Raw genomic sequence first — 13,388 nt, 5'->3', positions numbered from 1 at the left:
GTTCATGCGAAAGCATCTTTCCTTTTTTCAAGGCAACGTAATACAATCAAAGAGACAAAAGGAGTTGCTGTTATGAATATTCAATTGTCAGATCAAGCCCTAGAATGGTATAAAAAAGAGCTTCACCTAGAAAATGGAGACAGCTTAAAATTCCAAGTTCGCTATGGAGGCTGCAGTACGGTTCAAAAGGGATTTTCTTTAGGAATTGTAAAAGAAGATCCAGACCAGCCTGTTGCGACCATTGAGAAAGACGGAATTACGTTCTTTGTGGAAGAAAAAGATGCATGGTATTTTGACAGTCATGATCTTCACATTAAGTTTGATGAAGAATTGAACGAACCTAAATTTGACTACGAATGAACATAAAAAGAATTAGGACTATTAAGTCCTAATTCTTTATTTATGCTCAAAGAATCGATGAATCTGTGTCCATTGACCTTCTTTTTTCAAAATCTCCAGTTGGGTGTCTCCGATTAAATCAAAATGAGGATATTGATCCCTTTTATGTATCCATTCTTCCTTCAAACCATATTGCCTGCCCCAGTCAATGAGCTTTTTCACATCACAGCAACCGGCTTTTGTGACGGTTGTTATACCATCAAAGCGCGGGTGAATCCAATAGTGGGTAAGGAAGGCAATCTCTCCCTTTCTCACATTCTCTTTCCACTCTTGAAGTTCACCTCGTTTGATTCCGAAAGCCATGTTTTACTCTCCTTGCTTTTTAGCGTTTTCGTAGGCAGCATGCCACTCTGGATATTTCTTTCGAATTATAATCGGTTTAAAGTTATCTTTTGTCACACACACATGCGAGGAACTTCCCAACAATGCGATTTCCTCGTTTGGTGTTAGAATTTTATAACCATAGACCACTCGAAAGCCATCGTATGTTTCAATCCATGTATGTATAGTAGCAACTTCTCCGTAACGAAGAGGCTTTTTATATGTAACATTTATGTCAATTACAGGCGAAATAACTCCGTCCCGTTCCATTTCTGCGTACGAAAAGCCTAAATCTTTAATAAGTTGTGTTCTGCCAAGTTCCATCCAAACCAGATAATTGGCATGATACACAACCCCCATTTGATCTGTCTCCGCATACCGTACTTCTATTTCTTTTTTAGAAATTAGCATCTCTGCTCCCCCTTACTTAGCTGTATTTGATAATAATAACATAAAAGAATATTTTTCCACATTAAAAAAACCTTTAAAAAAGACGGGCATACGCTGCCCGCCTTTTCCTTTTTACTGAAGACCGTTTTCGCGAGCACTTGCTTCGTCTTTAATTTCAGACCTAAAAGCAGCAATGCTTTCTTCGCGACGCTGGTTTTTCGCTTCAATGCGAGCTCTTTCCTCTGCACTGGCAAATTGCATGGAATCATGTGCTTCTTCAATATTCTCTATTGTGTTCTGCACCATGCTTTGTAGTTTTTCTACATTATCACTGCGATCATCCGGGTTTGCACGATGTTGTTTGTTTTGGTCCATAACAAAACGCCTCCCTTTATCGAATGAAAAGCTACTACAAACATTATTCTTTGCAGTGAAAGGCTTAATAACACTTGAAATTGTTGGATGTATTATTCGCCCTTTGTTTGAATTACTTGAGCATGTTTACCTGATGTATCTTGCATTTGTTTGCCCTTATTGCCGCCTGCTTCACGTGATTTCGTCCCAATATGTGTTGGTTGCATCCGTTTGCTGACTCTTTTTGGATTACTCATAAAACATCCCTCCTACCTTTACTATCTCAAGGTGGAGGGAAATTCATAACAAGAAATATTTGAAAGTTATTCTGCTGCTTTATTTAACATCTTTTCCTCTAAGCGATCTTCAATTTTACGAAGTGCCTCTTCGTCCTTTAATAAAAGCTGTTTGTTCTCTAAAACAAGTTCTTCAAATGAACGTTTACGGATTCTTCTCATCATCTCACCTACTTATTAATTATTGTAATAGTATTAATGTCCAAAATACTCTAAAATTATGATAACTTTCTGCGAAATTAATTAGAATTTCATGAAAATTTGAAGAGGTCAGTCTATAGAAAGTAGATATTGAGGATAGTTAGTATGTATATAACCGAATTCAGAAAATTAAAAACTGGTATAAATAGCCATAAAGTCGAATATACGTTCTTGTTTCTTTTATGTATTTACTGTACAATCTAATGAGAGAATATTTTGAAAAGTGAGGGTGATTGATGAAAATGACAACTTCAACATATGAAGCCTATCTATACAATTTGGAGTTTTTCTATTCATTTAGAGCAAAAGAAGAAAGTGAATTAATCAAACCTCTTTCAAAAGGTAAGTGGTCAATAAAAGAAATCATCGGCCATATTTACTTCTGGGATTTATTTTTGTTGGAAAATATGGTGCCTGAAATGAAAGACAACGGTGTTCTACCAGACTTCCCGGATCATGATACCTACAATGAAAAAGCTATAGAATCAATTAGAACCTTTGAAGACACTAATGTACTTATTGAGGAATTTGTCACCACAAGAAATAAGCTAATGGACAAAATAGAGAATTTAGATCAAGAAGTTACTTTCACCATCGGGAAGAAAAAGCGCAAATATACTCTCGATTCATTCTTACATATGTTTGTAAAACACGATATACACCATATGAAACAAATAATAAGCCTAACTGATTAACTGAGAGAGGTGAAGCATGAAAAAGAAAGCGAGGATTTTTATTGTAGGGGCATTAATTTTTCTATTAGGATTTGCCTTTTTTTTTAAGGAAGGCATTGTTTTTGACTATCTAGGAATTAATGTATCAATTCCCTTTACCAAAACACTGGATATCCCTTCAACTTTATCTGAAACTGATCATAATAAAAACGGCATACCAGATCAGTTAGACATTGTTTTAACTGCAAGGAAAGAGGTAGAGCAGCGTACACCTTATAAAAGTGTGTATTATGACGGTGGTTACCCACCAGAGACAGAGGGTGTTTGTACGGACGTAGTGTGGCGTGGGTTTATGGGAGCGGGAATAAATTTAAAGGACCTTATGGATGTGGATATTGCCGAAAATACAGAACTGTATCCAAGAGTTGGTGGTTCACCAGACCCTAACATTGATTTTAGACGTGTTCCAAATCAATCTGTATTTTTTGAAAGGTATGCACAGTCGTTAACGACAGAAGTTATTAAAGGGGATATTGATAATTTAGAGCAATGGCAACCCGGAGATATTATCGTGTTTCTTGGTGGAGATTTCGATCATGTTGGCATTGTTTCAGATAAACGAACGAAAGATGGGATCCCCTATATTATTCATAACACATATCCATTTGCTTCTGAAATTAAGCTAACGTCTTTTAAATCGCCGATAACCGGTCATTTTCGTTGGAAATTTTAAAAGGAGGTTGCACAGATTATCTCTATACAACCTCCCTCATTAATTCATTTTCGCAACCTGTTCTTCCATCAATTCATATGTCATGGGGCCTAAATGCATATAGGAAATGACACCCTCTGAATCAATAAAGAAAGTAGAAGGCATAGTCAAGACTTGATAGTGCCTAAAGATATCTTCCTCATCAAGAAGAATGGGAAAAGTATATCCACCCTCTTCAACATATTTCTTGACTGAATCTATACTCGGCTCGCTTGTAGTCAAGTTAACAGCAAGCATCACGACATCCTCATTTTCTGTGTGGAACTTTTGCATTTCTGGCATTTCAGCTCGACACGGTCCACACCACGTAGCCCAGAAGTTCACAATAACTTTTCTTCCTTCATAATCAGAAAGTTGAGCTGTTTTTCCTTCTAGTGTACTAAGTTCAAAGTCCATTGCTTTGTCCCCAGGTTGAGTGCCAGTAGCCGGATCTTTTTCTCCAAACACCTGAAAGATAGCATAGCCACTTAATGCAACAAGAAAGGCGATTGCTATTATTTTTTTTACCATCTACTTTCCCACCTTTATAAAATTGCCGTTATTCCGTAATAGCTAGAGATGATTATTATAATACTTGGGATTAGAATGAATGCTGAAGTTTTAATATGTATATTGGATTGTTGAAGTTTCCAAAATAAGAAAACTATTGTTACAACTATTGCTAGATAAAATCCCCTTGTCCCCCCTGTAAAAAAAAGCAGTCCATAGGGATTTGTCCAAATGATGGACGGTCTGAAAATAATAATACTAAATTTAAAAATAAGGATCCATATTAGTAAGCCAGAAGTTAAATGGTTCTCTACTGTTTTTACGATTTCCGGTTTCTTTCTAAGGTATATAGCAATATAAAGATATGCTAGTAGACATGAAAAAAGAAGAACCAGATAAGACTTCTTTATTAGCAGCGGACCTAATTGAACAGCATCCATATCTTACTCCTCTACATTGTATTACTATCATTTAATCATATGTAATGATGTAATTTCCATTAACCTATGTCAATTTTATAACATTTAAATCAAAAGAAAAAGCTGGCCCCGTGTTAAGAGACCAGCTTATCTTTATCACATTATGCTTTTAGCTTGTCGCGCAATACCATACGCAGGATACCACCGTGACGGTAGTAGTCAATTTCTACTTCGCTATCGAAACGAACAAGTGCTTCAAATTCTTTTTTGTTGCCTTCTTCGTCTGTAGCAGTAACTTTTACAAAGTCACGTGGTTTAACTGTTTCGTCAACAGCTACTTCAAACGTTTCTTTACCAGTCAAGCCAAGTACTTCTGCACTTTCACCATCTTTGAACTGTAAAGGTAGAACTCCCATTAGAACCAAGTTACTGCGGTGGATTCTTTCGAAGCTTTCCGCGATAACTGTTTTAATTCCAAGTAGGTTTGTTCCTTTAGCAGCCCAGTCACGGGAGCTTCCCATACCGTAGTCTTTTCCAGCAATGACCATAAGGCCAGTACCTTTTTCTTTATACTTCATGCAAGCATCATAAATGCTCATTACATCGCCAGTTGGCCAGTAAGTCGTCCAGCCGCCTTCTGTACCTGGAGCGATTTGGTTACGGATACGGATGTTTGCAAACGTACCACGCATCATTACTTCATGGTTACCACGGCGGGAACCATAAGAGTTGAACTCACGAGGAGTTACACCATTTGCTTGTAGGTATTTACCTGCAGGTGTATCTTTTCCGATAGAACCAGCCGGAGAAATATGATCAGTTGTTACAGAGTCTGCAAACTTCCCAACTACACGTAGACCAGAAAGTGGCTCTACAGTTCCTGCTTCAGCAGTTAACCCTTCAAAGAATGGTGGGTTCTGAATGTAAGTGGAATCATTATCCCATGAGTACAATGCTTCATCAGAAGTCTGGATTTCATTCCAGCGCTTGTTGTCATCAAATACATGCTCATATTCTCTGCGGAATAGCTCTGGAGTTACCGTTGATTTAACAACTTCTTTCACTTCTGTCATGGAAGGCCAGATATCCTTAAAGAATACATCGTTTCCGTCTTTATCTTTACCGATTACATCATTTTGAAGGTCAACATCCACATTACCAGCAAGCGCATATGCCACAACTAGTGGTGGAGATGCAAGGTAGTTACCTTTTACAAGCGGGTGGATACGTCCTTCAAAGTTACGGTTACCAGAAAGTACAGAAGTAACAAGCAAGTCATTTTCTGCCACTGCTTCTTCAATTTCGTCCGCCAATGGACCGGAGTTACCGATACATGTCGCACAACCGTAACCTACGATGTTGAAACCTAATTGATCTAAATATGGTTGAAGTCCAGAATCGTGTAAATATCCTGTAACAACCTTTGAACCAGGCGCTAAAGAAGTTTTCACAAAACTTGGTACTTCCAATCCTAATTCCACCGCTTTTTTCGCAACTAAACCAGCAGCGATTAATACGTATGGGTTGGATGTATTGGTACAGGAAGTAATGGATGCAATCGCAATAGATCCTGTTTTCATTGTCGTTTTCTCACCAGAAGCCAATGTCACTTCTACTTCTTTATTGATGTCAGTAGGAGTTAAACCATAGCCTTGGTTACCTTGTGGAGCTACTAGTGCATTGCGGAAAGTTTCCTGCATCATGGATAGTGGCACAAGGTCTTGTGGACGTTTAGGTCCAGAAAGGTTTGGTTCGATTTCCCCAAGGTCGATTTCTACAACATCTGTGTAGATAGGATCAGCATCAGGGCTGAAGAACAATCCGTTTGCTTTGGAATACTCTTCTACCAATTTGATTTGTTCTTCACTGCGTCCAGTTAAGCGCATGTAGTCAAGAGACTCTTCATCAACCGGGAAGAATCCACAAGTTGCTCCGTACTCAGGTGCCATGTTAGCAATAGTTGCACGATCAGCTAGTGGCAGTTCAGATACACCAGGTCCGAAGAATTCAACAAACTTACCAACCACACCATGTTTACGCAAAACCTGTGTAACTTTTAGTGCTAAGTCAGTTGCAGTTGTTCCGTTAGGAAGTGCACCTGTCAATTTAACCCCAACAACCTCAGGAACTGGGAAGTATGAAGGTTGGCCAAGCATTCCTGCTTCTGCTTCAATACCACCTACACCCCATCCAAGAACACCGATACCATTGATCATCGTTGTATGAGAATCTGTTCCAACAAGTGTATCTGGGAAGGCAAGATACTCGCCATTCTCTTCCACAGCGTGGACAACGTTTGCTAAGTACTCAAGGTTAACTTGATGAACGATACCCGTTGCTGGTGGAACTGCACGGTAGTTGTCAAAAGATTTCTTTGCCCAACTTAGGAACTTGTAACGCTCTGCATTACGTTCGAACTCAAGCTTCATGTTGAAGTCTAAAGAATCAGCTGTACCAGCTTTATCAACTTGTACAGAGTGGTCAATTACAAGATCAACCGGAATTTCAGGATTAATTTTCTGAGGATCTCCACCAACGTCAGCCATTGCTTTACGTAAAGATGCAAGGTCAACTACAGCTGGAACTCCTGTGAAGTCTTGAAGAATTACACGGGAAGGTTTGAATGGTACATCTACTTCCTTCTGCTCGTCTGTTCCCCATTTTGCTAAGTTTTCAACGTGCTCTTTTGTGATAACACGGCCGTCTACTTGACGTAAAACGGATTCTAATAATACTTTAATGGAGTATGGTAAGCGTGATACGTTACCAATGTTTGCTTTTTCAAGCGCTTGCAAAGAATAGTAATGATACGTTTTGCCGTTCACATCAAAAGACGTGCGGGCATTAAAAACATCTTGCTTCGTCATATGTATTACCCCCTGCTACTCATAGTTTAATAGGACCTCGCTATGAACAATTAATAGGCATTGAAAAACAAGCTTTCTTTTAGTGGAAAGCGTTTGCGAATGTTTTTCTTTGAGACAATTTTCGAGTTGTTTCTCCCACCGAATAGTCCTTACAATATTATCTTAATACAACATTTCTCATAAGTAAATATCAATAAAGTTATCAAATCACATAAGTTACACTTATCTTTCATAATATTCCACAAATACATGCTGTTGAAACCTCAGGAGAAACTATAAATGGAGGTGAAGCAAAGTGGCAAAAAGAAAATCAAACCATGTCATCGAAGGTATGAACAGTGCTAGCGGACAGGGCAAAGGTGCTGGGTATAATGAGGAACTTTCCAATGAGCCTTTGACAGAAGCTCAGAAGCAGAATAATAAAAAACGTAAGAAGAATCAGTAATAGAAGTAAATGTGAAGTCAACTCCAAATATGTGGGGTTGATTTTTTTATACAAAAAAAGCCAATCCCAAACCTATAATACCGGTTCAGAATTAGCCTAACTCCTACTACACTCTACTCCAGCGTATTCCCATCGCCTTGCTGCATCAATCGTTGAAGGTCTGCCTGAAATTGCATCAATTGCGGTCGTTGTGTTTCAGAAGCTACTTCTAGTGCATTGTTGATCTGCTCCATCGCTTCGTTTACTTCATTTTCTAATCGTTTGAAATCATGCCCGTAATTTGGGTCGTTTCTGACAATCGCTTCATATACATCTCTCGCTTGTTCTGTTCCTTGTTGCGCTGCTTGGAATGCTTGCTGTTTATCTTTATGATATGGCATATCATTTCGCTCCTTTAGATTAAAGTAAAGAATAGCTCTACCTATACTGCCCGTCTAAAAGAAAAATATACCTCAGACAGTTGAGCATAAACCTGTCCGTTTTTCAAAAACTATAAGCAAAGGAGGAGATAATCCATGAACAAAAACAGCCACAAAGATATGGTCAGAAACCAGCCTAAAGATAATCAATCAGGCCAACCCGCACCTTTAAGCGGATCTCATAAAGTGAAAAACCGCCAGCATACTCGTCAAAAGCATAATTCTAGTCACGATATGTAAGCTCAATTTTACGAAAAGCTTCCACTAGCTTTGGTATTTCCCCTTGTGTGATAGTCCGGAAATCCAAAATCACATGCTGATCTTGGAGCCGTACCACCACACTAGGGGTTCCTTTTCTTAACTCGTCTGCCAAGTTTTGAGACGAAAGAGTATCGGCTTGCACCCTAATAGCGATGGATGGTATTTTCACTTCTGGCATCGTTCCACCGCCCACCATGGATTCATCTTCTACAAGCTCCCATTGAAACATCATTAGTGAAGTTACGGAATAAAGGAATACTGTGGCTCTTTCTCTAACCTCTTCGATCGTTAATAACATATCTCTTACCGCTGGAATGTCTTTTGCTTTATTGTTTGCATATGCTTGTAATGTCCCCTCTAGCGCAGCAAAACTCATTTTATCCACTCGAAGCACTCTGGCTAGTTGATGTTTTTTTAGTTGATCGATATATTGTTTTTTTCCGGCTATGATACCTGCTTGGGGTCCACCCAACAGTTTATCACCGCTAAACGACACGATATCTACACCAGTTTCTAACACTTTTTGTACAACTGGTTCTTCTCCGATACCCGCTTCTGTGAAATCAAAAAGGACTCCGCTACCCAGATCTTCGTAGACAATCAAATTATCTTGAAACTTCTTTAAATCAACGAGTTGTTGTGTTGATACGTCCTGAGTAAATCCAACTATTTTAAAATTACTTGTGTGTACTTTTAACACCATGGAAGTTCCATCAGTAAGAGCTTCCTCATAATCTTTAAGGTGGGTTTTGTTGGTGGTTCCTACCTCCACAAGCTTGGCACCGCTCTCTTCCATGATGGAGCTGATACGAAAAGAACCTCCAATTTCCACAAGCTGGCCTCTCGAAACAATTACTTCTTTCCCTTTGCCAAACGCATTCAAGATAAAAAACACTGCTGCTGCGTTATTATTTACTACCATGGCAGCTTCCGCACCTGTTACCTCTTTAATTAAATCCTCGACAATATCATGCCTAGAGCCCCGTTTACCTGAAATTATATCAAATTCAAGGTTGGAATAATTTTCGGCGACCTCCACCACTCGGTCTATTGCCTCTCTGCTTAATCTTGAACGTCCTAAATTTGTATGTAAAATGGTTCCCGTTGCATTGATAACAGGAAGAAGGCTTGGTTTATTTTTCGCTTTAGCAATCTCTTCTATTTCATCCCAAATGAAGGAATTAAGGTCTTTATTTATGTGCTGTCCACTTTTAACGGTATTTCTTACTGCATCTAACACCTGTCTAATTATGGAAGTAAGTACCGTTTCATCTAGATTGTATTTTTTGCCTAAAAGAATAAATAGATGATGTTTTTGCAGTTCATGAACTGGAGGGATATTACGTAATATGTCTTTCACTTTTTTCACCTTTTCCGTCGAATCATCTTCTTATTATAACGCAATGAAAACGTAAAAGAGAAGGGATTCCCCTCCTCTCTTACTTACCTTCTAATTGGGCGATGATGTCTTCCGCTTTCGGAAACACACCTGTTTCTTTTTTAGAAAAAATCGTTTCCCCATTTACCGTCACTTCAAATTTCCCACCGGAGCTTGGAATTAGCTCCAAAGAGGAGATATCCGTTCGGAAATGGGTGAATAGTGATTCCGCGAAACTCGCGGCTTTTGGCGCGTAGTTTCACTGCATGCAAAATTCGATAGATACTTTGAAATTGCTCATGAGTTTTCCTCCTATGCAAGTTTTACTACGATGACCAAGATATTCCTTCTCAGTCACTATTATTATCATAGTACATCTACTATCTTTTCGCAAAATTCAAATCTTTATCACTGGTAAACGAGCCTCTGGACGAATATACTTAGATAAGACAGGAGGTGCCCTAATATGAGTGAACACGAAAAAATTCGTTTAACATCACTTTCGACTAAAGCTGGTTGAGGATGCAAACTTGGTCCTAGCGACCTCGCGCAAGTTTTGCGTGATTTACCTGCAAATATCCACGACCCTAATTTGTTGGTTGGCTACAGTACTTCAGATGATGCCGGCGTCTATAAAATTACAGATGAAATTGCCATGATCCAAACACTTGATTATTTTACACCGGTTGTGGATGACCCATACATGTTCGGACAAATAGCTGCTGCGAATGCATTGAGTGATGTTTATGCGATGGGTGGCACCCCAAAAACAGCACTCAATATTGTCGGATATCCCATTAAGAAATTGGGACCCGAAATTCTTCACTCTATCCTTTCAGGTGCGATGGATAAAGTGAAGGAAGCCGGTGCAGTCATTGTTGGTGGTCATTCCATTGATGACCAAGAACCAAAATTCGGCTTATCTGTTACAGGGTTTGCCCATCCGGATCATATTTGGAAGAATATCGGTGCTCGCCCCGGAGATGCACTTGTATTAACAAAGCCTATTGGTGTAGGGATTCTTACTACTGCCATAAAGCGGGAAAAAGCAACGGATGAACAAATTACTCTTGTAACGGAGACAATGGCATCTTTAAACAAACATGCTGCTGAAACATTGAAAGAATTCAATTCGAATGCTGTTACAGACGTTACTGGTTTTGGACTTCTCGGACATGCATGTGAAATCGCCCGTGGAAGCGGCGTAAGCTTACATATCGATCAAAAGAAGGTTCCTGTTCTGTCCGGAACTTATGAGCTGGCAGAAGAAGGAATTGTCCCTGGTGGATCTAAGTCAAACCATCAATGGTTAGAGAATGAGGTCTGTTATGATGATTGTGTCTCTATACATGAGCAACTAGTGTTGTGTGATGCCATTACATCTGGCGGCTTGTTGGTCAGCATGCCTGAAATGGAAGCATATCAGTATGTAAGCAAGCTTAAAGAGAACAATGTGCATGCTGCTGTTATAGGAGCTGTTAAAGAAAAAAGTGAAAAATACATTTATGTAAATAAAAACGGTGCCTACTGATGAATTTCAGTAGCACCGTTTTCTTATAACCAATACCGAACAGAGTCTTTTCTTTTTGTAATTTGTAAGGCATCTAACAATTCCATATAAGGAATCAAATACTTACGGGACAATCCAAGTTCCTCTTTTACTCCGCTCAGCTCTATTTCCTTTAAACATTTCTTCTTTAGTTTAGAGACAGAACTTTCTATGCTTTTTACACTCACTAAATACTTTTCATCCAACTCATACACTTTTTTCTGCCTGATTAAATAGTGCTGAAGGTCGCGCAGTTCCTTTTCAGGAAGTCCCGCCTCTCGTCCATATTGTTCATAAGGTTTAGGTGTAAGAGCGTCCCCCTCAATACGAGTTACGACCTGTTCCATTCTTTTTTTCCAAGCAGGAGGAAAGTGAGGTTCAAAGCCAGCATCATACAATAAACTATCATGACGCTTTAATTTTCCATCACCTTGTAGTGATTGGAGGACATTTTCTACTAAGTCCTTAGGTACCGAATTTGAAAAGTTAGAGAGTATTTCTGCCTTTGCCACTCCGGCTTTTAATGGATTGGCTTCGTGGAAAGCATGAATATAGCTGGTTACTTGATGTGAAGTAGCTTTTACATTTTCTGAACATGTATAGTATTTATCCTTTATTTTGATAAGTTTTCCTACTTCCAATAAGGAATCCAGCTCCATTTTGCTCAATCCTGTTTCTTCTAGTATATCTTTAGGTTCTAACAGCTTATTCTTTCTTAATGCTTGAGCGACCCTTTCTTCCGGGCTCCCTTCTTTCACTTTTTGTAGTGTTCGTATTGTATTTTCTCCAAACTTATATTTGGAGCCTTTTGCTTGAATCACCCAGCCTCCACCGACTGTTTCCACTGGAGTAGGTCTTCTGACGATGAATTTGTCTCCTCGTTTCACTGTTATTTTTTGCTCTAAACGCAACTGACACAGAACATCTTCATTTGAATCTTGATATTCATTTTGATCAAAAAAGATGATTTTCCCCATCACTTCGGCAGTACCGATATGTACTTTTAATACACTTCTTTGCTTAATAGGATATTGCAGCTTTTTAATGAATTTCAAACTGACATCAATGGTATCTGTTGTTTCATATGTCTGGGAAAGAACTAGTACGTCCCCTCGAGTGATATCCTCAGCACTAATATTTGGAAGATTTACTGCAACCCGCTGACCGGCCATTGCCTTATCAACCATTTTATTATGTACTTGTAACTGCCTTGCTTTTACTGGTACTCTAGCAGGAAGAATTTGAAGTTCATCGTCTGTTTGAACGATCCCCTCCAAAATCGTTCCCCGGACGACCGTCCCTTGCCCTTTGATGGTAAATACCTGATCAATCGGCAAACGAAAATCTCCAGTCTCCTGCTTATGTTGTATATCTTCTAATTGACCAAAGATCGTTTCCTTTAAGTCCTCTATACCAATATTTTTGGTGCTATCCAAGAAAATTACTGGAGAATGATGAAATACGGTACCCTCTAACTCATCCATTATTTCCTCTTTAACCAAATCCAATAAATCTTCTTCCACCTTATCTTTTTTTGTAATGGCGATGATTCCTTTCTGGATTTGGAGGAACTTGACTATTTCCAGATGTTCTTTCGTCTGTGGCATTACCCCTTCGTCTGCAGCGACGACCAAAATGACCAGGTCGATTCCCGACACCCCTGCAATCATCTGACGAATAAACCGTTCATGTCCAGGCACATCTATAATGGATAAGAGAGAACCGTCATCCATTTTTAACGGCGCATACCCGAGTTCAATGGATATCTGTCTCTCCTTCTCTTCTTTGAGTCGATCCGTATCCACACCAGTCAACGCTTTTGTCAATGTGGTCTTTCCGTGATCGATATGCCCTGCCATCCCAATGGTATAATGTTTATTAATCAAACCCCTCACCTATTTCATCATTAATTTGAACATTTTTCTTCCCGCATATGTTGACCACACTGATTTTTGTAAATGTTTTGATGCACTGTCCAAGATTTCCGGAACCAGAGCCTGTCACACCAGTTTCCTCTGCTATTGGACAAGCTTTAAAAATATTTCCGAAGTTTACGACCCCACCATTTACATTCTTAATTACTACTTTGTTAATAAAACAACCCATCTCCGCCACCCCTTTTTGATAGCGTATGATAGCATGCTTGTGCTTGTA

Annotated in this window: 18 protein-coding genes; 6 read left to right on the top strand and 12 right to left on the bottom strand. The window is 39.1% G+C overall.

What is annotated here, in order from left to right:
- Positions 1-72: 72 nt before the first annotated feature.
- The gene (locus B4U37_RS10740) at positions 73-360 is read left to right on the top strand and encodes a HesB/YadR/YfhF family protein (RefSeq protein ID WP_088020252.1); all 288 of its coding nucleotides are present in this window, start codon (positions 73-75) and stop codon (positions 358-360) included.
- A gap of 36 nt (positions 361-396) precedes the next feature.
- Here the strand turns inward: B4U37_RS10740 and B4U37_RS10735 are convergent, their stop codons facing one another.
- The 5 genes from B4U37_RS10735 to B4U37_RS10715 form a co-directional block, all read right to left on the bottom strand.
- On the bottom strand, positions 397-702 hold the full coding sequence (locus B4U37_RS10735) for a hypothetical protein (protein WP_088018208.1): 306 nt from the start codon (positions 700-702) through the stop codon (positions 397-399).
- Between the two features lie 3 nt (positions 703-705).
- Positions 706-1,131 (bottom strand): acyl-CoA thioesterase, encoded by a 426-nt coding sequence (locus tag B4U37_RS10730; protein WP_088018207.1) that lies wholly within the window; start codon positions 1,129-1,131, stop codon positions 706-708.
- Between the two features lie 111 nt (positions 1,132-1,242).
- Positions 1,243-1,485, bottom strand: a complete 243-nt coding sequence (gene tlp / locus B4U37_RS10725) for a small acid-soluble spore protein Tlp (protein WP_088018206.1) — start codon at positions 1,483-1,485, stop codon at positions 1,243-1,245.
- 92 nt (positions 1,486-1,577) lie between these two features.
- Positions 1,578-1,721 (bottom strand): acid-soluble spore protein N, encoded by a 144-nt coding sequence (locus tag B4U37_RS10720; protein WP_088018205.1) that lies wholly within the window; start codon positions 1,719-1,721, stop codon positions 1,578-1,580.
- Positions 1,722-1,787: 66 nt separating this feature from the next.
- Positions 1,788-1,922 carry an FbpB family small basic protein gene (locus B4U37_RS10715; protein WP_082153446.1) on the bottom strand — a complete coding sequence of 45 codons (135 nt, stop codon included), beginning with the start codon at positions 1,920-1,922 and terminating at the stop codon, positions 1,788-1,790.
- Between the two features lie 281 nt (positions 1,923-2,203).
- On the opposite strand from B4U37_RS10715, the gene B4U37_RS10710 reads away from it, so the two are divergent.
- A complete protein-coding gene (locus tag B4U37_RS10710) occupies positions 2,204-2,656 on the top strand; it encodes a DinB family protein (protein ID WP_245840076.1) in 453 nt (150 codons plus the stop codon).
- A gap of 16 nt (positions 2,657-2,672) precedes the next feature.
- Entirely contained in the window at positions 2,673-3,368 is a 696-nt protein-coding gene (locus tag B4U37_RS10705; protein ID WP_088018203.1) for a DUF1287 domain-containing protein, read from the top strand.
- Between the two features lie 39 nt (positions 3,369-3,407).
- Here B4U37_RS10705 and B4U37_RS10700 read toward each other — a convergent pair whose 3' ends face one another.
- Both B4U37_RS10700 and acnA read right to left on the bottom strand, forming a co-directional pair.
- On the bottom strand, positions 3,408-3,917 hold the full coding sequence (locus B4U37_RS10700; RefSeq protein WP_088018202.1) for a TlpA family protein disulfide reductase: 510 nt from the start codon (positions 3,915-3,917) through the stop codon (positions 3,408-3,410).
- A gap of 559 nt (positions 3,918-4,476) precedes the next feature.
- Entirely contained in the window at positions 4,477-7,182 is a 2,706-nt protein-coding gene (acnA, locus tag B4U37_RS10690; protein ID WP_088018200.1) for an aconitate hydratase AcnA, read from the bottom strand.
- A 295-nt stretch (positions 7,183-7,477) separates the two neighbouring features.
- Between acnA and sspO the strand changes: the two genes are divergently transcribed.
- Positions 7,478-7,627: a small acid-soluble spore protein SspO gene (gene sspO / locus B4U37_RS10685; RefSeq protein ID WP_010193533.1), complete on the top strand. Its 150-nt coding sequence runs from the start codon at positions 7,478-7,480 to the stop codon at positions 7,625-7,627.
- A gap of 113 nt (positions 7,628-7,740) precedes the next feature.
- Here sspO and B4U37_RS10680 read toward each other — a convergent pair whose 3' ends face one another.
- Positions 7,741-8,007 carry a hypothetical protein gene (locus B4U37_RS10680; RefSeq protein ID WP_010193531.1) on the bottom strand — a complete coding sequence of 89 codons (267 nt, stop codon included), beginning with the start codon at positions 8,005-8,007 and terminating at the stop codon, positions 7,741-7,743.
- 135 nt (positions 8,008-8,142) lie between these two features.
- On the opposite strand from B4U37_RS10680, the gene B4U37_RS10675 reads away from it, so the two are divergent.
- On the top strand, positions 8,143-8,286 hold the full coding sequence (locus B4U37_RS10675) for a small acid-soluble spore protein P (protein ID WP_010193529.1): 144 nt from the start codon (positions 8,143-8,145) through the stop codon (positions 8,284-8,286).
- Here the strand turns inward: B4U37_RS10675 and selA are convergent.
- Positions 8,270-9,667: an L-seryl-tRNA(Sec) selenium transferase gene (gene selA / locus B4U37_RS10670; protein WP_088018199.1), complete on the bottom strand. Its 1,398-nt coding sequence runs from the start codon at positions 9,665-9,667 to the stop codon at positions 8,270-8,272. The genes B4U37_RS10675 and selA overlap by 17 nt on opposite strands.
- A 79-nt stretch (positions 9,668-9,746) precedes the next feature.
- The gene (locus B4U37_RS22690) at positions 9,747-9,884 is read right to left on the bottom strand and encodes a SelT/SelW/SelH family protein (RefSeq protein WP_244951569.1); all 138 of its coding nucleotides are present in this window, start codon (positions 9,882-9,884) and stop codon (positions 9,747-9,749) included.
- Between the two features lie 267 nt (positions 9,885-10,151).
- Here B4U37_RS22690 and selD point away from each other — a divergent pair, with 267 nt between their 5' ends.
- A complete protein-coding gene (gene selD, locus B4U37_RS10660) occupies positions 10,152-11,216 on the top strand; it encodes a selenide, water dikinase SelD (RefSeq protein WP_088018197.1) in 1,065 nt (354 codons plus the stop codon).
- Positions 11,217-11,239: 23 nt separating this feature from the next.
- Here the strand turns inward: selD and selB are convergent, their stop codons facing one another.
- The gene (selB, locus tag B4U37_RS10655) at positions 11,240-13,093 is read right to left on the bottom strand and encodes a selenocysteine-specific translation elongation factor (protein WP_425444110.1); all 1,854 of its coding nucleotides are present in this window, start codon (positions 13,091-13,093) and stop codon (positions 11,240-11,242) included.
- A 19-nt stretch (positions 13,094-13,112) separates the two neighbouring features.
- Entirely contained in the window at positions 13,113-13,340 is a 228-nt protein-coding gene (locus tag B4U37_RS10650) for a spore germination protein (RefSeq protein ID WP_088018195.1), read from the bottom strand.
- Positions 13,341-13,388: the final 48 nt, after the last annotated feature.

This window comes from Sutcliffiella horikoshii (assembly GCF_002157855.1).
Lineage (GTDB): Bacteria > Bacillota > Bacilli > Bacillales > Bacillaceae_I > Sutcliffiella_A > Sutcliffiella_A horikoshii_C.
The sequence above is the reverse complement of the archived record's forward strand: the minus strand, read 5'-3'. Positions and strand labels throughout refer to the sequence as shown.

What these genes read in the sequence shown, in the direction of transcription:
- B4U37_RS10740 (WP_088020252.1), top strand. Translation starts at nt 73, where the DNA reads ATGAATATTCAATTGTCAGATCAAGCCCTAGAATGGTATAAAAAAGAG.
- B4U37_RS10735 (WP_088018208.1), bottom strand. Translation starts at nt 702, where the DNA reads ATGGCTTTCGGAATCAAACGAGGTGAACTTCAAGAGTGGAAAGAGAAT.
- B4U37_RS10730 (WP_088018207.1), bottom strand. Translation starts at nt 1,131, where the DNA reads ATGCTAATTTCTAAAAAAGAAATAGAAGTACGGTATGCGGAGACAGAT.
- tlp (WP_088018206.1), bottom strand. Translation starts at nt 1,485, where the DNA reads ATGGACCAAAACAAACAACATCGTGCAAACCCGGATGATCGCAGTGAT.
- B4U37_RS10720 (WP_088018205.1), bottom strand. Translation starts at nt 1,721, where the DNA reads ATGAGTAATCCAAAAAGAGTCAGCAAACGGATGCAACCAACACATATT.
- B4U37_RS10715 (WP_082153446.1), bottom strand. Translation starts at nt 1,922, where the DNA reads ATGAGAAGAATCCGTAAACGTTCATTTGAAGAACTTGTTTTAGAGAAC.
- B4U37_RS10710 (WP_245840076.1), top strand. Translation starts at nt 2,204, where the DNA reads ATGACAACTTCAACATATGAAGCCTATCTATACAATTTGGAGTTTTTC.
- B4U37_RS10705 (WP_088018203.1), top strand. Translation starts at nt 2,673, where the DNA reads ATGAAAAAGAAAGCGAGGATTTTTATTGTAGGGGCATTAATTTTTCTA.
- B4U37_RS10700 (WP_088018202.1), bottom strand. Translation starts at nt 3,917, where the DNA reads ATGGTAAAAAAAATAATAGCAATCGCCTTTCTTGTTGCATTAAGTGGC.
- acnA (WP_088018200.1), bottom strand. Translation starts at nt 7,182, where the DNA reads ATGACGAAGCAAGATGTTTTTAATGCCCGCACGTCTTTTGATGTGAAC.
- B4U37_RS10680 (WP_010193531.1), bottom strand. Translation starts at nt 8,007, where the DNA reads ATGCCATATCATAAAGATAAACAGCAAGCATTCCAAGCAGCGCAACAA.
- B4U37_RS10675 (WP_010193529.1), top strand. Translation starts at nt 8,143, where the DNA reads ATGAACAAAAACAGCCACAAAGATATGGTCAGAAACCAGCCTAAAGAT.
- selB (WP_425444110.1), bottom strand. Translation starts at nt 13,093, where the DNA reads ATGGCAGGGCATATCGATCACGGAAAGACCACATTGACAAAAGCGTTG.
- B4U37_RS10650 (WP_088018195.1), bottom strand. Translation starts at nt 13,340, where the DNA reads ATGGGTTGTTTTATTAACAAAGTAGTAATTAAGAATGTAAATGGTGGG.